General features: G+C 43.0%; 24 protein-coding genes. 2 read left to right on the top strand and 22 right to left on the bottom strand.

Translation table 11 applies throughout. The annotated features are described in order from the left end of the window. Nucleotides 1–5: 5 nt before the first annotated feature. The 9 genes from J7I42_RS09945 to J7I42_RS09905 all read right to left on the bottom strand — a co-directional run bounded on the left by J7I42_RS09945 (nucleotide 6) and on the right by J7I42_RS09905 (nucleotide 5,842). Nucleotides 6–578: a DUF6046 domain-containing protein gene (locus tag J7I42_RS09945; protein ID WP_209138622.1), complete on the bottom strand. Its 573-nt coding sequence runs from the start codon at nucleotides 576–578 to the stop codon at nucleotides 6–8. Continuing rightward, the gene (locus tag J7I42_RS09940; protein WP_209138621.1) at nucleotides 575–1,936 is read right to left on the bottom strand and encodes a hypothetical protein; all 1,362 of its coding nucleotides are present in this window, start codon (nucleotides 1,934–1,936) and stop codon (nucleotides 575–577) included. The genes J7I42_RS09945 and J7I42_RS09940 overlap by 4 nt, the downstream gene beginning before the upstream one ends. A 339-nt stretch (nucleotides 1,937–2,275) precedes the next feature. Next, a complete protein-coding gene (locus tag J7I42_RS09935; RefSeq protein WP_209138620.1) occupies nucleotides 2,276–2,695 on the bottom strand; it encodes a hypothetical protein in 420 nt (139 codons plus the stop codon). Between the two features lie 22 nt (nucleotides 2,696–2,717). Further along, nucleotides 2,718–3,152: a hypothetical protein gene (locus J7I42_RS09930; RefSeq protein ID WP_209138619.1), complete on the bottom strand. Its 435-nt coding sequence runs from the start codon at nucleotides 3,150–3,152 to the stop codon at nucleotides 2,718–2,720. A gap of 10 nt (nucleotides 3,153–3,162) precedes the next feature. After that, on the bottom strand, nucleotides 3,163–4,308 hold the full coding sequence (locus tag J7I42_RS09925; protein ID WP_209138618.1) for a DUF2586 family protein: 1,146 nt from the start codon (nucleotides 4,306–4,308) through the stop codon (nucleotides 3,163–3,165). A gap of 57 nt (nucleotides 4,309–4,365) precedes the next feature. After that, nucleotides 4,366–4,842 carry a CHAP domain-containing protein gene (locus tag J7I42_RS09920; RefSeq protein ID WP_209138617.1) on the bottom strand — a complete coding sequence of 159 codons (477 nt, stop codon included), beginning with the start codon at nucleotides 4,840–4,842 and terminating at the stop codon, nucleotides 4,366–4,368. After that, nucleotides 4,839–5,351, bottom strand: coding sequence for a hypothetical protein (locus J7I42_RS09915; protein WP_209138616.1), 513 nt, complete (start codon nucleotides 5,349–5,351; stop codon nucleotides 4,839–4,841). Before J7I42_RS09915 ends, J7I42_RS09920 begins: the two co-directional genes overlap by 4 nt. Beyond that, the gene (locus J7I42_RS09910; protein ID WP_209138615.1) at nucleotides 5,338–5,643 is read right to left on the bottom strand and encodes a hypothetical protein; all 306 of its coding nucleotides are present in this window, start codon (nucleotides 5,641–5,643) and stop codon (nucleotides 5,338–5,340) included. Before J7I42_RS09910 ends, J7I42_RS09915 begins: the two co-directional genes overlap by 14 nt. Before the next feature lie 58 nt (nucleotides 5,644–5,701). Further along, entirely contained in the window at nucleotides 5,702–5,842 is a 141-nt protein-coding gene (locus tag J7I42_RS09905; RefSeq protein ID WP_209138614.1) for a hypothetical protein, read from the bottom strand. 64 nt (nucleotides 5,843–5,906) lie between these two features. Here J7I42_RS09905 and J7I42_RS09900 point away from each other — a divergent pair, with 64 nt between their 5' ends. Next, on the top strand, nucleotides 5,907–6,407 hold the full coding sequence (locus J7I42_RS09900) for a hypothetical protein (protein WP_209138613.1): 501 nt from the start codon (nucleotides 5,907–5,909) through the stop codon (nucleotides 6,405–6,407). 10 nt (nucleotides 6,408–6,417) lie between these two features. Here J7I42_RS09900 and J7I42_RS09895 read toward each other — a convergent pair whose 3' ends face one another. The 13 genes from J7I42_RS09895 to J7I42_RS09835 form a co-directional block, all read right to left on the bottom strand. Further along, on the bottom strand, nucleotides 6,418–6,738 hold the full coding sequence (locus J7I42_RS09895; protein WP_209138612.1) for a hypothetical protein: 321 nt from the start codon (nucleotides 6,736–6,738) through the stop codon (nucleotides 6,418–6,420). A gap of 147 nt (nucleotides 6,739–6,885) precedes the next feature. Next, nucleotides 6,886–7,575 (bottom strand): ATP-binding protein, encoded by a 690-nt coding sequence (locus J7I42_RS09890; protein ID WP_209138611.1) that lies wholly within the window; start codon nucleotides 7,573–7,575, stop codon nucleotides 6,886–6,888. Nucleotides 7,576–7,587: 12 nt separating this feature from the next. Beyond that, nucleotides 7,588–9,603, bottom strand: coding sequence for a Mu transposase C-terminal domain-containing protein (locus J7I42_RS09885; RefSeq protein ID WP_209138610.1), 2,016 nt, complete (start codon nucleotides 9,601–9,603; stop codon nucleotides 7,588–7,590). A 99-nt stretch (nucleotides 9,604–9,702) separates the two neighbouring features. Then, a complete protein-coding gene (locus J7I42_RS09880) occupies nucleotides 9,703–9,903 on the bottom strand; it encodes a hypothetical protein (protein WP_209138609.1) in 201 nt (66 codons plus the stop codon). 867 nt (nucleotides 9,904–10,770) lie between these two features. Then, nucleotides 10,771–11,274 (bottom strand): hypothetical protein, encoded by a 504-nt coding sequence (locus J7I42_RS09875; RefSeq protein ID WP_209138608.1) that lies wholly within the window; start codon nucleotides 11,272–11,274, stop codon nucleotides 10,771–10,773. A 25-nt stretch (nucleotides 11,275–11,299) separates the two neighbouring features. Beyond that, on the bottom strand, nucleotides 11,300–12,973 hold the full coding sequence (locus J7I42_RS09870) for a SusD/RagB family nutrient-binding outer membrane lipoprotein (protein WP_209138607.1): 1,674 nt from the start codon (nucleotides 12,971–12,973) through the stop codon (nucleotides 11,300–11,302). Between the two features lie 21 nt (nucleotides 12,974–12,994). Continuing rightward, nucleotides 12,995–16,228, bottom strand: a complete 3,234-nt coding sequence (locus J7I42_RS09865) for a SusC/RagA family TonB-linked outer membrane protein (protein WP_209138606.1) — start codon at nucleotides 16,226–16,228, stop codon at nucleotides 12,995–12,997. Nucleotides 16,229–17,110: 882 nt separating this feature from the next. Then, nucleotides 17,111–17,509 (bottom strand): hypothetical protein, encoded by a 399-nt coding sequence (locus J7I42_RS09860; protein WP_209138605.1) that lies wholly within the window; start codon nucleotides 17,507–17,509, stop codon nucleotides 17,111–17,113. 75 nt (nucleotides 17,510–17,584) lie between these two features. Next, complete coding sequence (locus tag J7I42_RS09855) at nucleotides 17,585–17,986, bottom strand: hypothetical protein (protein ID WP_209138604.1); 402 nt, start codon at nucleotides 17,984–17,986, stop codon at nucleotides 17,585–17,587. A 326-nt stretch (nucleotides 17,987–18,312) separates the two neighbouring features. Then, nucleotides 18,313–18,864, bottom strand: a complete 552-nt coding sequence (locus J7I42_RS09850; protein ID WP_209138603.1) for a type II toxin-antitoxin system death-on-curing family toxin — start codon at nucleotides 18,862–18,864, stop codon at nucleotides 18,313–18,315. Between the two features lie 324 nt (nucleotides 18,865–19,188). Next, the gene (rhuM, locus tag J7I42_RS35550) at nucleotides 19,189–19,917 is read right to left on the bottom strand and encodes a RhuM family protein (protein WP_378571176.1); all 729 of its coding nucleotides are present in this window, start codon (nucleotides 19,915–19,917) and stop codon (nucleotides 19,189–19,191) included. Nucleotides 19,918–20,119: 202 nt separating this feature from the next. Next, nucleotides 20,120–20,818: an alpha/beta fold hydrolase gene (locus J7I42_RS09840; RefSeq protein ID WP_209138602.1), complete on the bottom strand. Its 699-nt coding sequence runs from the start codon at nucleotides 20,816–20,818 to the stop codon at nucleotides 20,120–20,122. A 47-nt stretch (nucleotides 20,819–20,865) separates the two neighbouring features. Beyond that, nucleotides 20,866–21,462 carry a Crp/Fnr family transcriptional regulator gene (locus J7I42_RS09835; protein WP_209138601.1) on the bottom strand — a complete coding sequence of 199 codons (597 nt, stop codon included), beginning with the start codon at nucleotides 21,460–21,462 and terminating at the stop codon, nucleotides 20,866–20,868. Between the two features lie 102 nt (nucleotides 21,463–21,564). Between J7I42_RS09835 and J7I42_RS09830 the strand changes: the two genes are divergently transcribed. Further along, nucleotides 21,565–21,882 (top strand): hypothetical protein, encoded by a 318-nt coding sequence (locus tag J7I42_RS09830; protein ID WP_209138600.1) that lies wholly within the window; start codon nucleotides 21,565–21,567, stop codon nucleotides 21,880–21,882. Nucleotides 21,883–21,892 lie beyond the last annotated feature (10 nt).

Here is a 21,892-nt window from a genome sequence, read left to right as displayed (position 1 = left end):
AAACATTAGACTACCTCCAGTGTGAATATGCTATCACTTTCCAGTTCAATACTAAAAGGTCGAACATGCTTACGGCCGCCTTCCACTTCAGGCAGGTCAAAGCTTTCGATCACTACTTTCTGATCATCCTCCAGGAACACGTTGGTCAACGCATTTTCGAGTACTACGGCTGTTTGCAATTCGAATAACTTTTTGAATGCTCTCAGGTCATCCTCTGGCCATACGCGGTTTTTATCATCGATGAAAAAACCTTTCAGGCTTATTGAATAGTCATCCGTGCTGTACAACTCTTTTACAGTACCCTGTCGTTCAGCCATGGCCGTTTTTACAATGGTCTTCTTACCCGATATCTTGATAACCGAATAGGGAAGAAAGAATTCGCTTGCATCATAATCTTTGATATTAATTTCCGCGAAGCGGGTAGGCAACCATATTTCTTTGTTCAAATAGGTTTCGGTTAATAACGAACCTGTTCCCTTGGTGAACTTTTTGCCATTACCCGGTCCTTCGATCCGGTAAGGCTTTGTACCAAATATGCTTTCGTATAATTGGTCAAGGTCAAATGTTAATGCACTCATTGTACAACTGCCCCACTGTTTAGAATTCGTAAAAACATTTCCTGTAATTGTTTCTCGAGGTGGTTAATTCCTTCCTTAGCGCTTATTACAGACAACTCTATTTTTTCTGCGAACTTCACCCCATTGATATTGATCACCCGGGGGCCGCCACTGGTGACTTCACCGGCTGCTTTATGGACTGCTTTATCCGATTTACCCTTTCCTGCATTGACAGTTGGCGTTGTTGCTGCAAGGCCCTTATTCAATTGGGCTCCTGCATCGATTGCAGTTACCTTGCTGTCCTTTTCCGGATCAGGTGGTGTAAGTGTTTTCGGCTTACCGTCTGCACCTTTTCCACTGAATTCATTGCTTTGACCAAACAACCACATGATGCCATCTATTAGCAGGGCAATAAATTCGATGATGGGTTTTAAAATGGCCAGGGCAATTTTCGCCACCCATTTTATAATGTCAATGACCACACCCAGGATCTTTCCTATAAACACTAAAGCGGGTCCCAACACTGCAGATATAATATGTGCCACGAGCGCCAGGATGGGTGCGAGGCCTTCAACCAACGCCACAATAAATTCCCCAATGTCCGTTATAAGCGGTCCGAGCATTTCGAAGATGTTAGCGAATAAAGGCGTTAATTGTTCCAGTATGGGTCCTATGGCGGCAATAATGGCAACGGCTACATTCATGACCTGTTCAAGAATATCGCCTATTGGTACTTGATTGAGCATGTCTAAAAGCGGCTGAATAGCCTGCATGATCATCGGTAGCAGTGTATCGGCAAGCCGCAATGCAAAGTCCATTAACCGGTTCAGCATGGGCATAAAGGCAAGGCCCACCTGCTCTATTGCACCATTTATTTTCCCTTGGAATTTTTCTACCTTTTCAGCTGCCGACGCGCCATTGTCCTGCTTATTTTCAATGCCCATCTTTCCCAGGCCGAACCCATCCATCGACTTCATGGGATTCTTCACCCCGTTCCCCACCTCAACCGGCACGTTTGCTTTCTTACCGAATTCGATAGCTTTCTTAGCCATCTCCATGGGCTTCTCTAAACCGACGAACTTGGATATGGCGCCCCATACGCCACCGCCCTTGCCGCCTTTATCACCGCCGCCTTTGCCACCGACACCTTTGCTTTTTTCGGCGGCTAAATTACCAGGATGCTTTGCCGCCGCTTTTTGTACCTGATTCAGCTGTTTGGTATACTTTTCTATATCCTTTGCGTTGGTACTATTCTTAATTAGCCCCTGGAGCTTTTCCATCCTGGCGCCAAGGCTTCCGTAGCTTTCCTTCAATATAGCATTCGATTTCCTGACACCTTTAGCCCAATTCATAATAGGATCAAAGGAAACCTCTCTCATGCTTTGTCTTATCAGTTTAAGGCCTGTTATGGTTCCATGCCAGGTATCCTTAACAGATTTAATAGAATCAGACTTGAGATTTCTCCATGCTCTTATAGACTCCATCTTGAAATCACTCCATGCTAATATGAGGTCAGCTATCGAATTCGCCACGTTATAATCTGTTTAAAGTTTTATCATACCCACTTTCCGCTTCCATTTTACGAATGCGGGTAATGTGAGCCAGTTTCATTGCCAGGGCTTCATCGGACAACTGCGATGCATCCCGCCCTGTATAGTATTCCACTATTGTTTCAAGAAAGCCAAATACATCGTATTCGGCTTTCTCCGATGCATCGCTTACCTTTTTAAAAGAGCCGCCTTTTTACCTTCCAGAATAGCATTGAACTTCATAGCTGCAGGAATGAAATAGTCGTCGTCATCCAATATGGAATTGTCGCCGGTGATAAAACATTCGCGCATACATTGTTCCAGGAAAGCGTACAGGCCTTCGTCTGAAATTTTGGTTGAAGCGTAAGAAAGAATGTTACGGGTGATCGGTTTCATTAAAGCAATGGCTTCAATGTTCTCGCCACTTTCATCCATTACCGGCAGATACCACAATCCTTTGTGTTGGTTGCTCCATTTAATTACCTGGTCTTCACCATACCGTTCATACGCCAGTTGCTGGCATAATTCGCGCAACCTGGCTTCTTCTTCTTTTCGTTCGCGGTCTCTTATTTCCTTAACTGTTCCTTTGTTGTTGTCTGTTTGTATCATTGTGATGGGATTATGCAATTTTTTAGTTACTGTATTCAATATTCATGGCCAGGAATGGAAGCGTTACTTCGGTCATTTTTGCATTTTGCTCCATAGTCGTGGTCAATTCATTGAAGGCAACGCCTGACACGGTGATAGTGCGGGTTGCATCTGAATCCTTCTTTTTGTAGTCGCAGGTGATAACGATCTGATCATGCGGTACATCCAGGATATCGCTGTAGTCGGCATTTGCGGCCGCGTCGTTCAACATGTCTATCTCAAACTTCAACAGCTTCAGATTTCCTTCGAACTTCTGGTTACCACTTTGAATATCTATCGGCATATCACCGGCGCCATACAGGTGCTCTTTTTCAACCGTTTTCTTAAATTCAAAACCACGCAGGCCTACGATTGTGCGGCCCAACAGGGTTACAGATACGTGCGCCCAGGCGCATTCTTTTGTGCTAAATGTTGGCATAATTTATTTTTTAGATGGCCGGGGCAACAAGACCCAGGTCCACATCAATGAATGAAGTATATCCGAACGGACGAATACGAAGTTGTACACTTAATTTACCGGTGCTGATAACATTCTGCGCAGGATTGATATACACTTCCACTCCGCTGATCTGGTCGGCCATGGCCACATTGATCTGTTGAGTGATCTTCGCTTTTAAATGTGACAGCACACCAACAGCGATCTTACCATCTGCACCAACTGCTACTTCGCCTTCCAGGTCTTCTACATACACGGCAGCGGCAATTACAGCAGCTTTATCAACCACGCGGCCATAAGCCAACAGGCGATAATCATCTGAGCTGCTCATGCGGTCGATACCAAAATAGAAACCTGCTTTTTGCGGGTGTTGCATAAAGCTGATAAAACCAGCATCGTGCAATTCGGTCAAACCAGTAACGTCTTTGATCAGTTTGTCGCCAATATAAGCGGTAGTGATAGAAAGCGGGCCATTGGCTACTTTACCTAATTTAATGTGCGCGCCATATTTTACCGCTCTACCCAATGCCAAGCCTACTGAGGCAGATCCATCATTGCGGGAGCCGCCTAATACCACACCAGAATAGCCATTGCTGCTGGTCTTTGGTTGCAGCGTGTTGCTGGCACTGGCGTTTACTACACGTCCTTCAATTAAAATGCGGAGGGGTACCAACTCAGCCAAACGGGCTTCAGCAAAAGCTTTTGCCTTGGTGATAGCTGCACTAACCTGCGTATCGATAAAATTTGTACCGCCATTATAACCAGCTGCAGGTTTATGAAATACACCAAGCAATCTTACTTTACCCTGAGCATCGGCGATCAATTTTTTAGCGCCGGCTTCATTGGTATTGTCGAGCATTTGGTCCATGGTCATGGTGTTTGGCACCAGCATGATGTGCAGTTCCTGGTTGCCAGACAACTCGCCGTAAAACTCTTTTAAATGACGGTACAATTCTGGTTCTGCAGTTTCGGTATAACCCTTGCCTTCTGCATCTTCAAGGCTGTACACCGTTGTGGGCACCCCCAGCAAACCGGCCGTAGAGCCGGTTCCGCAGAGTGCTGCAATCCCATCTACAGCATCTACGTCCTGTAACAGGTTGCCATTGCTGTAGAGAATACTTACTTTGGGTAATGACATAATGAGAATTTGAAAATTTTAGATTTTTGAAGTATCATGATTGAGTCATGATCTGTTTTATTGAATGAACCCTTTTATAGATGTCAGCCTTCTGGTACGGCGGCAAACTTCGTAGCCTTCGCGGCTTCCCTCATCGTTGGTATTGCCTTCAATGGTATCTATATAAGAGCCGTATATCTTTTCTACCAATCCGGTATGACCAGTCCCTTTGCCATGGTCCATAATGAATACAGCGCCTGGTTGAATGATGGCCGGATTTTTAAGTACTTTATCGAGTACTATCTTTCTTATTGGCTGCTGTTCATTCCATTGATGTAAAACGCCACCAGTTCTTATCAAGAAATTAGTAACTCCTGATTCCTGTGCCGCCTGGCTATAACACCAGTAGACAAATGCCATACACCAGGGGAGGCCAGGCGTAAGCCCAACGCTTTTCAGGTATTTATCAACCTCTGGTCCGGAATTGATGGAACCTTTTTCGCGCACTCCCAGCTGAGTGGTGGCTATATCAAGTGCCCTTGCAGAGAGTATCATATAAAGAATTGTATAATTGCTTTTGCGCCTGCGATCAGTAATCGCCAGTTCTTAATGCAAAAGGCGGTTATAAATAAGAGACTTGCTACCAGAGCTATCCTCGCCCACCAGGGTGCCCGGTACTGGATCACTTCCTGCGGTACCGGAACACGCACAATGGTGTTGGTTTTTCGATCGAGTTCTTTTTCCAATAAGGATATACGTAATAATAAACTGTCCTGTTTGCAGTCGATGCTTAGTTCCCCGTTGTTCAAACTGGCTACCAGCACCGATCTTCCGCTCTTCGCCTGCGCCTGCCACTTTGCTTCGGGACAGGGCACGGTGGCAATTATTTGGACCGTATCGCCAGGCAGCGTGATCAGGGTATCCCGGTAATAGTATTTGATAACGGTGCTGTCCTTTACCTGATCTACAACCGGCCTGGTGGTCCTGCAGCCAAACAGTAATGCCATCATTATGATAACATACACCACTAAAATGCTTACGAATATTGCATTAGCCTTTTTCACCGGTCAAAGTATTTATTTGTTGTAATAGTCGCTGGTTCTCCTGCTTTAACTGCTTGTTATCCTCCCGCAATACTTTAACTTCTACTCGCAGTAATTCTATTTCATCATGTAATGATTCATACTTCAGCTGCATCTCTTCGCCCAACTCCCGCCATACTTTCACAGCTCTTTCAACTGCATCTAATTCGCTTACATAGGTTTCGGCTCTGTTCTTATTGCGGGCTGCATACCATGTTATGGTGGCTGTTGCTACACCGGTAAGCGCACTAACGATCATTTCATTTATCTGCATAATCTGTTTTCAAAATAACCGGGTGCAGCCTTACGGGGCTGACCGGTTACTTTTGTTTTCACTGTTGTTGCTGGTACTTCCAGAAATGGTTCCGTGCCGTTGACAACACAAATCTGCAACGAATAACAAGGCTTTCAAAATGAGCGATCTGTGACACTACATTGGTTTCGGTTATATACACAGGTAACTGCGGTATCATACTTTTTACGTTTTTAAACTGCCCCTTAAATAGGCGATTTTTGAGGTATAATAAGTACGCAACTATGTATCAATCGTATTATTCATTGCTTTTACTGGCATTAAAAGCCCGCATACAACAAACGGTCCCTGAAATATTGTTGGTTGAACAGGATTGGCGTCAGATCGATAATGATCCAACACCAGCCATCTCCTGGCCTTGTGTTCTAATTGATTTTACGCCATCTTATTTTGGGGATGAAAGCGAAATGGGACAGTGGGGAGATATTACCATTCAACTGCGCCTGGCCTTCCCTCCTGTTACGGCTCCAGATACAGTAAGTGGACAGGCTATAGCTGGTTATGAAATTGAAGCCAAGCTCCATAAAGCCCTGCAGGGCTGGCAACCAACCGATCAGGATGCAAATGCCATCGGACAACCATTGTCGCGTTTACAGGTCCTTACTGAAGACAGGAAGGATGCCATCAGGGTGAGAACGGTATATTTCACATCTACTATTGAAGACACGAGCGCTTCGCCCGTTTATTCCAATGAATCGCCCAAAATGGATATTGGCTACGAATAAGCGATGGTTGTTACCACACCAGGTGTGGCCATTTGTCTTTGAAGAATTTAATGGTGGGTTGTTCCTTTTTTAAAGTTACCAGGATGTTGTAATTGGCTTCAATGATCTCGGGGACGGTAACGGGGCTTAAATAAAATTCTGTAGCCACCTTTTTGATAATGAATTCGTAGTTGAGTTTGCGATCGAAAAAATTCCCATAGTAAAAATAGCGGCTTACAAGCGCTTCGTTTCGGGCTTTATGTAAATGGGAACTGCGGCCCTTGCCGGCTTTGGGTTTGGACTCTTTCGACTGGTCGAATATATCTGTATAAAGTGTATTGATTCCGCGCATACGTCACTACAATAATCGCAATTGAATGGAATATATACAAGCGATCTTTGTCACAAAAGAAAAACCTCCAGGCAACATTTTGTTGCATGGAGGTTATTAAATATTGATAGCGATACTATGTATTGGGAATACCGATGTTTTGATCGATCAGGCGGCAGCTTTGAATGCTATGATGAGATCAGTTAATACCCGCAGGTCGTATTCGCATTTATTATACAGCTCAGTTATTGTTTGCTCATTGCTTACGCCATTGGCTTTGCAAATGAGCGAAACATCTTTTTTGAATTCCTGTTTGGCTGGCGTGAGGTCCCAGAATATTTTTTTCATTCTGCTGTATAGTTCTGTAAACCCACGCTTATTCCGGTTTACGCCTGTTTCAACGCGTTTTTTTAAATAGGGAGTGGCCATAAATACCAGTCCGCATTTACCGTGTAATTTGTTTTCGAGGTCAACAAACATCTCCAGTACTTCATCTTTGAGTTTGTCAACCTCATCTATAATGAACAAGGGTTCTTTATCTTTTTCAAGATGGTGGACCAGGTTATCGAGCATTTCAGCAATGGTGCCGCTGCTGTCTTTTCCCATGCGGGTAAGCATGTCGCGTAACAACGTACGAATTGGCATATGCCGGTGACAGCATACATAATATACCGAAGATCTTTGTTCGGCAAACGCTTTAACGGTAATGCTCTTTCCCATACTGGCATTTATGATTATCGCATGAATGCCCCGCGGGTGTTGTTGCGCGTCGCCGAAATAGGCTGTTAATTTATTAAATACACTGGTGGGTGCAACAGTCCATGTATTTATTGCAGTCTTGTTTTTTGTATTAGTCATGATCATTTATTTTTATCGGTTAAAAATGTTCTTGTAGATATTGAATTCAATGGCGTCCTCGTCTGTTGCGTTGGCCTGTTCTTCGTAATAGGCCTGCTCTGCATCTGCCAGTAGTTCTTTGGGCGCTAAACCGGCTAACAGCACAGCTTTTGAATCTATTTCATGTGTGCGTGCTGCCGAAAGGGCGGCCACTCTTTGAACCTGCGCCTTCTTCTCATTAAGGATCATATCCAATGCCTTTCTGCTTCCATCATATTGATAAACCAGGGCCCTGGGTTGCAAACTGGCTTCCTGGGCAATAAAGCGGATGTTCTCATTATCAGTGATCAGCACCCGGCTCATGTCGTATGGGTCATATACTACAGAAACCTTGCTGCCAATGAGGTGTTGCATATTCACATAATCGGGCAGATCGTAACTGTATTTTGTACCGTTGATAACAGGTTCAATGCCTCTGTTGGTGATAGTTATCGATCTGCCTTGTGGCGCATGGGTAAAACCAAACAGGTGCAAAAACTGCAGATCGGTAATGGGGCGCTTTTGATCGTCGCTCAATTCACTCCATCGCTGTTTCCATTTCACTTCCCGGCTGGGGGCTTCCAGATCAGTTTTTGTAATGGCCGGAATGTTGCGCATGTAATACAGGAATTTATCGATCTGTTCACTGGCATGTTCACCAATAAGCGGACGCCTTTTTGCATTGGCCTTGAGCACTTCCCTGTTCACCCCTATATGCCGGGCTGTTAAGTTATTTCCATTATAGTTGAGCTCATTATGCGCAGCCAGTTTTTCGGCGCGTTTTGCATGATCACTTCCAAACAACTGTTCTATGTACCCTCTGTGTTTATTACCCACAGCTGGTTTTACAAACCGGGCAATACTATTGAAAAAGGGGAAAGCATTCTTTTGATTCCAGTGATCGGCTTTTACTTCAAATGGCAGGTACCACTGATCGCTGCCGGTAAGGCCTCGGATATAATACATGGCATCGAGCCAGGCAACCCGTACCATATCAAAAACCGGCGCTTTGGCATGCCTGTAACTGGCACCCAAAACCAATCCAATGCTACTGTCGGCTACCACATAGCCAACATACCGTTGAAGATCCTTACCGCTTCCGGTAATGTCTGGGTCAGTGAAATAGTAATTGAAATTATAATCATCACATTCAACCAATGCGAGCGGATGCATAGTACTGCCGGGCAACCCTTTTACCTGGCGAACATATTTCTCGTTATAGGCGCTCCAGCCTTCGCGACTGGCAATGATCTCATGCTCCCACTCCTTTCTTCGCAAACTCACAATGCGCGCCCCAATTACTTCCCGGTGATTTTGACTGGCCCAATTATTATACAGATAACAGATCATTACATCGTCGTATTGATTTGGATGTTCGAGCAACTTTTTTAATACATCATCGTCAATCTTCTTGGCCAGTGAATTCCCAAATCGCCAATCAATCAAACTGGCATATCCTTTCTCCTGATATTCTGCCATTTTATTACGCAAACGCTGATAACTGGCAGGCAGATCGATCGCTTCCGATTTAATAATGTTGCATACATTACTCCAGAACTGATCGAGGTTTACATTCAATTGTTTTTTTAAGATCTTTTTGTTGCGGTTAACCTCGTTGAGCATATTTAACCAGCTGGCTGCCTTTACATATTTTGTTACATGCTCTGTTGGCAAAAACCGGTTATCGCCATATGTATAGGAAAGAAAGAAAGCTTCGGCCTTTTGATCGGGTTGCACCATTTTCAAAATGGGGTCCTTCGCCATAAGATCATACGGATTACCGAATACTTCCTTCACCATATTCTTATACTCCTCCTTCAACGCTTCGTATTGAACCAATACCCTGCGGCGATCGTCCGGATCGTTTAAAAAGGTCCAGCATTTGGTGCCTGTACTTTTTGCTTTTCGCAGGTACAACTCTACTTTTTCCTGCTCTTTGCCAGTGGCATTGGCAATAGCTTGCACCATCTCGGAAAACCCGAGATACAATTTGTTTTCAATAAATTTCAACTGTCAACGGTTTACGTGGTCAGCAATGGGATCCTGATGGAAGGATCGATAAGCACAAGCGGTAACCTGTTGGAAAGAAGATACCAGTCCTTTTACCTGTTATGATTGGAGGTCGACTTGATCAAAGGGTACAATGTTCTTAACTGCCTGTAATAATAAGTTGTCATTTTCGATGATCTGCCTACAGGTGGCGAGAATTTGATCATTTTCTCTGTCACCACGAATTACTTTCCTTACATGATCTGCGGTTACTCCATGAATACTGGCTACCAGTGTGGCTACATCGCGTCTTCGCAGCACTGCTTCTTTTTTCTGTTGCATATTTAGCCCTTTCGTTTGTCTCGTTTTTCGATACAGCAAATATATACTGCATTGATTATCGATGTCAAAATATGACTTGTGTAGTTTGGCTCTTGCTCACTGTCAAAATGTATGTTGATGATAAGGATGCATTGTGATTAATTATGAAGAGGGCTCTCCCCTGTTGCGTTTAAGGCAATTGTCGCATGTGAATATCAATGCAGCCTATACGAATTTCACTTTTACACGCTACATGGTTTACCTTACTTTGCTAACATTTCGTTAACTGCATATCAATGTCGTTTAGTTGAGTAAAAACCCACCCCTACCCCTCCCAGGAGGGGATTCCTTAAAACAAGCATTAACTAAACGATATTGAGCTACATATACTCAACGAAAAAAAAGAAGTAACCTAAAAGGTAACCGGAGAGGTAACCTAACTTTTCGAAGCATGCATTTAAGTGATAAGCAGCAATAAAATGACTTCATTTAAATCGCTGTCAAGGCTTATTGAAGCCTTAAAATGTCGTTTTGTGAGTATTGAATACAGCAAGAATAATGCTGGGAAACGTTTCGTTTTTCCTGTCAATAGTAATCTTTATCGGACATAACACTTTACCCGTGTGGGTTTCCAGGCTTTTTTAGGGAGTTGGATATTTATGCGTGTCGTTTTACGAGGGTTATAAAGTAAAAGTGACCTGTAAGGTGCATCATTCGAGCCTGCAATAGTATCGAGTTGCCTTGCACCTGACAGGTCACATGATTAAAATGAGGCAAATCACAGGTCTCATGCATCTGACCTGTCAGGGTCGCTTAAACCCACTGAATATTTGAAGACTCCAAGGCGAACCTTACAGGTCAGCCATTCTACTTAACTGTAAACCGCACATATTCACCAAACCCTACCGCGCTCATCCCCTGTACGCCCGATCCATTACCTGCACCTGTTAGTGGGAACGCATCATATTTTTTATTACCCACATAAATATCCGGTGCAAAATCGTAGGTATCATTTACCGCCAATGGCTTTTCAAAGAGCGTTGCCAGGTCAGCTGCTTTTATGCTATAGTTTGCTGGTAAGGATGACACATCTGCTTTATACAACTTTACACTAGATGCGACCCCATTCTTCCGTACTACAATATCAACTTTGGCGGGCGCGATTGCATCTGTGAAATACAATGCAACTTTGATCTTTCCTTCAAATGCACCCTGGTTGTTGAACGCAATGGTTGCAGTAGTTCCACCTGATTCCAAGTTGGTTGTAATTACCGGTACATCTTCTATGTTCACTCTATCCGGAATAGCCCCATCATCTTTGGAACAGCTGAGGAATGTAACAATGAATACTAATATTATTAAACGTTTCATGTTTGATTAATTTGTAAGTGATCGATTATGGTTGCCAGAATACCTTATACAATTCTGCTACCTTTTGTGGCGGAGCGTTTTTGTTCAATCCAATTTCACCCGTACTAAATGGTAAACTCCAGGGATACTTTCTGTCGTTTGATACGGGTGTTACTTTCCCATCCGGACCGGTCACGTTGGTAACTAATCCCTCAGGCGCGGGAGCAAACAACACCGGATATTTTGTTCGCCGGTAATCAGTATAATTATCTATTGGGTTCTCTATCCGGTTGATCCATTTCTCGGTCATAATATACTCCATCTTCTTTGCATCGCTTCCGGCATCATATGCTGCAAGCACTCCATCTTTATATGCTTTAGTAGCCGCTAATGTCGCAATTGCGGGAACAGTTTGCGCTGCCCCTGCTGATCCTGGTTTTACATAATTAGCCACCACATTATCTACATGTGTAAACGTGGCATCCAGTGCTTTGCTGAATACATCTCTTGCATTGCCGGAAACAACTCCAGCCTGCATCAACTCCGCTTCCAGGTATAAGCGATCTGTATAAGTTATAAACTCATGTGGTCTTGCACCTGTTCCTGCATTTTGGTTACCAAGTGAGTTTACGCTTTTGGCGGCACTGTCATTGAAACGTCCGCCTGCAGGATAAATGCCCAGGAGTGAGTAAGTCTGGCTATTTGATCCATCCCGACAGGGGCCGTTGGAACCAAACAGAATGGAAATAAAACCACCATCCCGGAACTCAGTACAGTTTTCCGGTGTAGGGTTCGAGCCGCCGGGCGCTGATTTCTGGTTATAGATATAATACGGTAATCTTGGGTCAGCCAACCCCGTTAAGATATCCGGGTTTCTTCCCTTCATCATCTCGTACAACCAGGGACTAAATAGCTGTCCGCCCCGTTGCGTGGCTGTATAATCGCCATATGCCGGATGCCGGTCATCAGTAGTGACGATTGGCCCATAGGGCATCATAAAGCTTTCACTCTCGTTATTGATAAGTGAAGCAGGCTTTGACAGCAAATCAGCTACCTGCGATTTAACATCCTGCACCAGCCTTACCTGTGTATATAATTTCAGCTTTATGGTATTGGCAGCTTTTATCCAGTTGGCTGTATTTCCTTTATAAATATAATCGTCAGCACCGGGTTTGGAAGTGTTAGTTGCGGGGTTATTGATATCGCCAATTGCTTCATCCAACAAAGCGATCAATTGCGGATAGATCTCAGACCCCTTATCGAATTTGGGTTGTAAAATACCTTCATCAAACCGATCGTATTCTGAATAGGGAACATCACCCCAAATATCAACCAGTAAGCTCACGGTATGTGCTTTCAGTATTTTCGCGATACCTGCGTACACAAACCGGCTTTCGGCAGGCGCCCGTTTAATGATCACATTCAGGTTGGAAATAGCAGCATATAGCTCATTCCAGTTTGATGCAGCGGCATTATATCTGTCTGCTGCTATACGCCCAGTGATCTGGTGTGTATACAATGCCAGGTTATTACCCAGGGTTGAACCGAGGGCCACGTTGTTTGAAATATTACGCTCAGCAGCACTCAATACCAGCGATAGATTTACTGATGCCGGCGTAGGGCTGTTTACGTTCTTATTTACATCCAGAAATTTCTTACAGCCAGTTCCGATCACAATCAGTAAGGCTATAAATGCGTATATAAAATATTTTCTTCTCATAATTGACATATTGCGGTATGATTAGAAAGTGACGTTCAGGTTAACTCCAAATCTTTTAGTGCTGGGGGCCCCACCCGTTTCAACACCTTGCGTGCTGGCTCCTATCACGGAGTTGATATCCGGGTCGAAATGCGTATACTTAGGGATATTAGGCGCCAGGTACCAAAGATTACGACCGTTAACAGATAAAGTAATACCAGTTAATTTGAGCGGACTTACCCATTTGGCAGGCAAACTGTAACCTAAACTTATTTCCCGTATCCGATACACCGTACCATCGAAGACCGCATATTCAAAAGCGCCATTGGTGGCAAAGCTGGCACCCGTGCCTGCGGTAAAGAACAAATCGTTGGTAGTAACCCTTGTTTGATTGGGAACTGTTTTACCATTCACCAATAAGGGCACATAGTGATTCAATCCATCTGCGCCTACTACCGGGGTAGGATCACCGTAAACACCGGTGATCACCGCATTTTTCTCTCTTTTTTCTGTATCCCTTGTAACACCTCTTCCCAACATACTGCTGATAGTTTCAGAGTAAAAATCCCCCCCTTGGGTCATATCGAAAAGCACATTAAACGTAAACCCTTTATAAGAAAGCGTGTTGGTAATACCCATTTTAAATTTGGCATTTGGATCGCCCACCATGCCATCGTTGGGATCGAGGTAAGGCATCCCGGAATTGGTGTTGATCAGCAACTGACCATCTTCTGAACGGGCTGAGTGTGAACCGCGCAGATAACCATAAGGCATTCCTGCTTCTATCCAGTTATACCCGCCCAGTTGACTGCGAGTAAGTCCCTCTATTAACTTTTCAACGGTATTCTTATTCTGGGTATAAACACCGTGTATATCCCAGCGGAAATTGCTGGTCGAGACCGGACTTACATCGAGCCCTATTTCCCAACCAGTATTACGGATCTCACCCAGGTTTGTATAATAATTACTATACCCTGTTGTTTGAGGAAGACTGATCGCATAGATCAGACCAGTAGATCTTTTATCATACCAGGTTACTTCCAGGCCTACGCGTTGATTGAAGAACCTAAGCTGAGAACCCACTTCAAATTCCTTGGCAAACTCAGGCGTCAGATTAGGATCATAGCTGTTACTTCCTCTTGTTGCAAATGGCTGACCAAGGAAGCCAGCAGCATTCAGATTGAATATAGGTTCCATATGAGGGTCTGCGTCGTTACCCACACGGGCATAGCCTGCCCGGATCTTCCCATAATCGAACCAGCTCGATTTAAGGTTGAGTGCTTCTGACCAAACGACAGAACCGGAAATACCGGGATAAAAATAGGTGGCGTTTTTATAAGGCAGCGTAGATGTAAGATCAGTTCTGCCTGTAACATTAAGGAATGCAAAGCTCTTATAGCCCAATGTGGCATCAGCAAAGACACCAACCAATCTTCTTTTTGTTCTGGCATCACCACCTGTGCTAAAACTCTGGCGGCGGGTATTATTCAAATTATACAGACCGGGGATCACAAAATCAACACCATATACCTGTTGATGCCGGGTGTTCCTTTCATTTATCTCGTTACCCAGGTTAATATCCAGGCTCCAGTTTTTAGACAACTTCGGACTTATGATTGCCAGGAGCTTTGTTTGCAACTCCTGTTGTCTGCTCACCACTTCAGTGATGGTGCCCAATGAATTATCGGCACTGCCATACGATGACTTGTCGATTATTTGATCTCTGTAAAGGGCATAGTTATTTATGCCGGCATTAAAATCAACTCGTATCCAATTATTGAATTTATAAGAAGCGCGAACGGTGCCCACTATCCGATCTTCAGTAGAAGTGATCACATTGTGATAGGCGCCCCATACGGGATTGGTATACTGTCCATCATTAAAACCGATCTGTTGACCAGTTTTGCTTTCGGAAGGCCAGCCGGTGATATCCCAGTTGCGGGCCATTGTATAGGTACGGCCCCATTGCGATATAAAGTTTTGCGCAGCCCCAATAAAACCACCTACCTGTTTCGACCGGGCGTACGATGCGTTGGCACCAATGGTCAGTTTACCAACAGCTGTTTGTCCGCCCACGCTCACATTACTTTTCCGGTAACTTGAATTGGAGATATAGCCATTTTGATTCACCTGCGATAATGTAACATTGAAAAGCGAATTCCCTTCGCCGCCATTCATTCCAATGGAATGTTCCATGAGGTTGCCGGTATTGAAAAGTGAAGACACGTTATTGGGAACAGCTCTATAAGCAATCATGCCATTGGGAAAGAGTTCGGGGTATGCAGTTGACATAGTAGCCCAGGTGGAGGCAGGAATGGAATCGATACCAGATGACGACGGACGAATTACATTTCCACTTGCATCATAAATAACTCCTTTGCCGAATTTCGCGCCCCATGAACCGTTGGAAGCCTGCGTTCTGAAGTTGGCGCCAGCACCATAAAGGTTCTGAAATTCAGGGATGTCAGCCACCTTCTCAATACTGTATCCGCCGCGATAGCTTACGTTCAATGATTTGGCACCTTTTTTCGGTGCGCCAGATTTAGTGGTGATGAGCAAAACGCCATTGACACCACGAGCACCATACAACGAAGCCGCTGCAGCACCTTTTAATACACTGATAGATTCAATATCATTAGGGTCGAGGTTATTTAAACCGGAACCGTAGGTACCACCACCCTGAAACGGGTTGGAAGTATTGATGAGTGGATTACTGTATGGAACACCATCTACAATGATCAACGGATCACTACCGCTAAAGGAAGATACTCCGCGTATTTGAATACGCGAAGCGGCACCCGGAGCGCCCTGACCTGCGCGTATATCCACCCCCGGTACTTTTCCGGCCAATGTGTTCAGGATATTGGGTTCAGATTTTTGGACCAGGTTACTGGGATCAACTTTCGATACGGCATAACCTATTGCCTTTTCGTTACGTTTGATACCCATGGCGGTCACCACTACTTCAGAAAGATCAACTTTAGCAGCAGGCAGCCTGATCTCTAATGGCCCTCCTCCTGCCCCGACTGTTATTTCCCTGGAAGCATAATTGACAGCGGACACTATCAACACATTTCCTTTTGAAGCAGCGATGCTGAATTTCCCATCGGGGTCTGATGTAGTACCTAATTTTGTTTTTCCTTTGATGACAACGGAAGCGTATGGAATAGGGGCTCCGTTTTCGTCAAGCACCCTGCCGGAGAGGTTCAGGGTCTGTGACTTACTGACCAGTGTGCATAGCATGGCCAGTAAAAAAACGTGAAGTTTTTTTCTCATGTGACTTTTAGTTTTTGGTATAATTACTATTTGATCCTTACTGAATATACCGAAAAACATCAAGACAAGTTGCCTTATTATTGCATATAAAGAGGCATTTTCACATAAAACAGAATAACTAACTTCAACGCAGTACTTAACAGGTAATAGAAAATTTGACTGGGTAATTTCAACAAAGAAAATGACAATATTCGTAAAAGGGCCATTTTACATACATTAAGGATTGCATATGAGCCTACAATAAAAAAGCGGCTACACTGAAGGTGTAACCGCCTGATTTATACTTATAATCGTTGCTTCTAAATTTAATCTAAGGCCACTTTGTATTCCGGGTCTTCCATTACATTGACATCTATAACCGATTCGGCGTTCTTTATCAATACGCGGTAATCGGGACTTAAATAGAAGGTGTGATGTCTTTCCTCCTTTTTGATAACGCTCGGTGAGTTTGTTCAATGCTTCAATGGCATTCATATCTGTGATCCTGCTTTCTTTAAAATCAATGATCACCTCTGCTGGGTCGTCGGGTACATCAAATTTAGGTTGTTACAGAACGTTGCCACATGAAAAAAAATGCCCCGCGTGTATTTAACAGCGGGGCTTGCACTAGTAAGCAACACAACATCCAACGTACCGGAGGTTAACATAGGGAGATTGATTCCACTTAATCCTTCATAAAACCTATTTTATGACCGTTTCAACAAAATCAGATCCAATCTTCGTAAGTCTCTGTTCATCCAGATTGGCAGGGAGATAATTTGAACATTGAATAAGACAGACAAATTAACACCGACTAGTTTTTGATTCATACTATTGTTGTTTAAAATGTTAGTGTATTGGTTAGTATCATCAATAAATCAGGCTGTTATTTTCAGGCCTTCCTCAATAGATAACCTCAATGGGAACAGAGGCAACCCTGTTTATCTGCCAACTGTGATAATTAACCGGATGTATTGCCCAATATTGAATGGTATATTTCACTCCCCTTTTCATTTCGTATACTTCATTCAAAACAATACTGGACTCAATCGTTTCACCAGGATACAAAGGCAGATAATTTCTCTCTGATACATATAAATCAACAGGACCTCTATATTTAACGATACCATTACGATCATCAACAATCTTAAATAAATTGCGCCTAATTCTGTTCATGTAACAGATGAAGAACTTGTTCACCCAAAGTTTCTTTGGGGTATTATTCGAAAACACCAAATGCGCTAGTAACTTGTTCCCTGTTATTGTAAAAGTTAAATCAACATCAACATGTTTTTTCTTCATACGACTATAAATTTAAAACTGCCGCGGCATATTATGCTTATTGCCTGTTCATGCTGCCGATCAGGACAAGAGCAATTAATAATTAAACTCTACAGTATTTGATTCAAGTCTCATAAACTCCGACATCTCTTTATAAGATGGGTTATATGCGTAATATTGAATAGTATATTTATTCCCCTTATTCACTTTATACACCTGATCCAGTATAATATACTCTTCAATCCTCCCTCCTGCTTCCACTTCAACAAAATCCTCCCTTGTAACGTCCCGCTTTATCATTACTCCTGTATAATCAACCCGCTTGCGTTGCTTGTCCAGGACTTTAAATAAGTTATGCTCAATATTACTATGATGGCAGATCGTTAGTTTATCAAGAAATATTCTCTTATCAGTGTTGTTTGAGAATATAAGGCGGGCAATTATTTCCCGTCCGACAATACTAACCGACAAATTGATATCTACTACTTTCTCTAACATAATATAGGTTTAATGATCAATTGCAATTTGGCAATAGATGACCTGGTAATAGTCTTTTAAACGATTACAAGATTAGCTGCAAGGCATAGCCTCACGCAGACATGAACTTAAAATTTTAATGAAGGGGTTGGGGGCCTGGATTATTGGAGTCGTAAGATGCTGCAACTATTAGTGACACTTAATTGTTGCATAAAATTGCTGTATCAAATATATGTAATATTCGAATATATGACGCAGTTATTATATATATTTTTTTCAAGTACAGGAGTGTACTCAGTGCGGTGTTTATTTGTTCTTCGGATCGGGTAGGCTTTGTATATATATACCTAGTTCGCAGAATTAATTAAACTAACCACCACCATTATGATCATTTCTTTTTCCTCGGGCTTGCTTTCGGCAATCATTAGGGTGATTGCTACAAGCGCGTTATCTGCTATCCTTTTAGTCGCATCTTTCCGGTACAAAATACTATTCTTCTCCATAAACCATACAAACAAAAACGCGGCTATGCGTTTATTGCCATCGGAAAAGGAATGATTCTTCACTACAAAATATAACAGATTGGCAGCTTTCTCTTCTATACTGGGGTAAACATATTGCCCATCGAAGGTTTGATATATAGCAGCTAATGATCCCTGGAAGGATTCGTCTTTTTCATTACCAAATAAGGCACTACCTCCAAACTTTTCACGCAGTCCGTTTATGGCCCACATGGCCTCTTTATAATTTATTTTATATAGCTCTTCCTCGGTTGTATTGCTAATTGAAAGCACCTGGTGATCATACTGGTCCAGTATATCTAATGCATAGGTATAATCTGTAACTACTTTCAGGAGGGTGGCTACATCTTCAGGGGTGGCGTGGAAATTATGGCTCATATTATAAATTGCTGTCGAAAGATAGCCTTTTTCTTAAACCTGTAATCAAATATCCCCTTGAACTTGTGCAGAAGTTGCACAAGTTCAAGGGGATATTGTAATGTGCAATATTTGCACATTACATTTCCTGCTGGAGTCTTTTTGAACCTTCAAGGATTCCTTGATAGTTTCCCATTGCAATATGCACAATCTGCATAATGCTTTTTCGACACTTTCAGTTGTTGCATAAAATGCAACAACTGAAACAATGTCAGCAAATTCGGAAATTCCGAATTTGCTTTTTGGTGCATCAAATTTGAACTGTGCGGAAATTCCGAACAGTTGCTAATTCTTCAAATTGATCAAATTCACCACCACCTTAGTCATCATTTCTTTCTCTTCAGGTTTGCTTTCAGCAATCATTAAGGTGATTGCGACGAGCGCGTTATCTGCTATTCTTTTAGAGCCATCTACCCTATACAAAATATTATTCTTCTCCATGAACCATACAAATAGGAAGGCTGCTATGCGTTTATTTCCATCCGAAAAAGAATGATTCTTTATTACAAAGTATAGCAGATTAGCTGCTTTTTCTTCTATACTAGGATAAACATAATGCCCATCGAATGTTTGATAGATAGCAGCTAAGGACCCTTGAAAAGATTCATCTTTCTCATTACCAAACAACGAGCTGCCGCCAAACTTGTCCCGCAATCCCTTTATGGCCAACATGGCCTCGTCATAGGTAATTATATATAACTCTGCTGATGTTGTTGCATGAATTTCAAGTACCTGGTGGTCATATTGGTCCAGCACATCCAGGGCATAGGTATAATCAGTGACCACTTTTAACAGACCAGTAGCCTCTTCAGAGCTCAGTTCATGATTACCGACCACATTTCCCAATAACTTAACCGTTTGCTTTAGCTCTTCCAGCTGTTTAGCTTGATCGCGGAGACGTTGTTCATTTACTGTATAGCCTTTAACCAGATAATCTTTTAATACTTTGTTGGCCCAAATTCGGAATTGGGTGCCGCGAGGCGACTTTACCCGGTACCCTACCGATATAATCACATCCAAATTATAATACTTCACCGGTTTGTCTGAAATTGCAATGTGAATGGTTTCAAAATGATTAATTTCAATCGATACTGATCGTTTGCTGATAACCGATGAAATAACCCTTATATATAAACAGTCAGAATTGTGTTATAGACCAAACCGTTGGGTAAGTTTTTTAACAGAGTACAATAGTAATTTTTGAGAGTACAAATTTTTACTCCCCTAACCACGCCTCTACCACTTCATTAAAATCAGCCGGCCTTTCCATCATTGGCGCATGACCGCATTGTTTAAGCATCACCAAAGAAGCATTGGGCAAATAGTGCCCGAACTCGCGTGCTACATGTGGCGGGGTTATCTTATCATCTTCTCCCCATATTAATAGAGCAGGTGTTTTAATAGTGGGCAAGAGGTCGGCTACATAATGGCGTTGAGCCGATTTAGCGGTGCGTACAATACTCATACACTTACGGGCATCGCTGGTAATGGTGAAGACCTCATCAACCAGTGACTTAGTGGCAACAGCAGGATCATAAAAGGTATACGCTACCCGCTCCTGGATGTATTCATAACTGCTCCGGCGGGGATAACCACCCATACTGGTGTTTTCATACAAGCCAGAACTGCCAGTCAGGATCAACCGGCTTACATTTTCAGGATGACGATGGGTATATAAAATGGCCACGTGCCCGCCAAGTGAATTGCCTACTAGCACTACATTGGTCAAGCTATTCTTATTTATATAAAACTCCAGGTAATCGGTAAGGTAGGCCAACGGGTCGCCGCTGTGCTTATCGAAAATGGGCAGCTCGGGGATATGCAGTTCATAATCCGCCTGAAAATGCGCTATTACTCCATGCCAGTTACTCAACCCGCCAAATAAGCCATGTAACAATACCAAACTTTGCTTCATACTTTTTTCAGCAAATCTATCGGCATCGAAAACGGGGGGCCGTGATCTCAATCACAAAATTTGCGGCCCGAGAGTAAGATCCTGGCCCGGCTCAATGCTTCGCGGCTTATATATAGGTACCGCGCAATATTGGTAAGCGAGATCTTCTCAATGATCGCCGGCCGGTGCTCCAGCAAGAACCGGTAGCGCTGGATAGGACTTTTTAATGAAAGAATATACTGGTGTTCGGCCTGTTGCTCCATGAGCTCCTGGTACAATTGTAAATTCACATGCAACAGATTACGGTGTTGATCGTACAACGGCTGCAGCTTTTTTGTATTAATGCGCAGGATCACTGAATCTTCCAGCGCGGTGATACAAACATTCGAAGGCGCTTTTTTATGAAAGCTTTCACAATTTGCCAGAAAATCATCGGTAAAACTAAACTTCACGATCTTCTCAGCCCCTTCATCATTCAGCAGACTGAATTTAAACTGTCCGCTCAATACAAACGCCGAATACCTGGCGATCTTTCCATAGCGCAAAAAGTCCTCGCCCTTTCGGATATACCGCACGGTAGCTATGATATCCAGCATCTCCCATTCTTCGGCTGTTACCAGGGGATACTTCTTACTTAACCGTTGATAGTATGGGGGTAATTGCATTCTTTAATAATAATCGCACTAAAATATAAAATTAATTACAAACTTTAATCTGGCCGTTAGTTAACTTTGGCCCCTATTAACGAACTGCATAACCCCGGTCCCATGTCAAATACAACCAGTGATTCTTCCGAATTCCATGCGGTAAGCTCATTTGGAATTCCTGAAAGGTTATATTTTGCTTTATTGGGCAATATTGTATCAGGCAATATTGCCGATGGCATGTATGCCCATATCACCCTAAACAGTAGTTTAGCGATCTCAGTGAAAATAAATGAAGTAACAGCTATTGAAATCCCTAATGATACATCTGCCGATACTTTACTTATTTCTTATTGCGCTGATAAGGAATGGTATGATTTTCTGTTATCAATGAATGTAAGTAATGAAAATGTATCTGTCGACTTTAATGGGGCTGATTAACTTTGAACTT

This window comes from Niastella soli, from assembly GCF_017742245.1.
Taxonomy (GTDB): domain Bacteria; phylum Bacteroidota; class Bacteroidia; order Chitinophagales; family Chitinophagaceae; genus Niastella; species Niastella soli.
The sequence above is the reverse complement of the archived record's forward strand: the minus strand, read 5'-3'. Positions and strand labels throughout refer to the sequence as shown.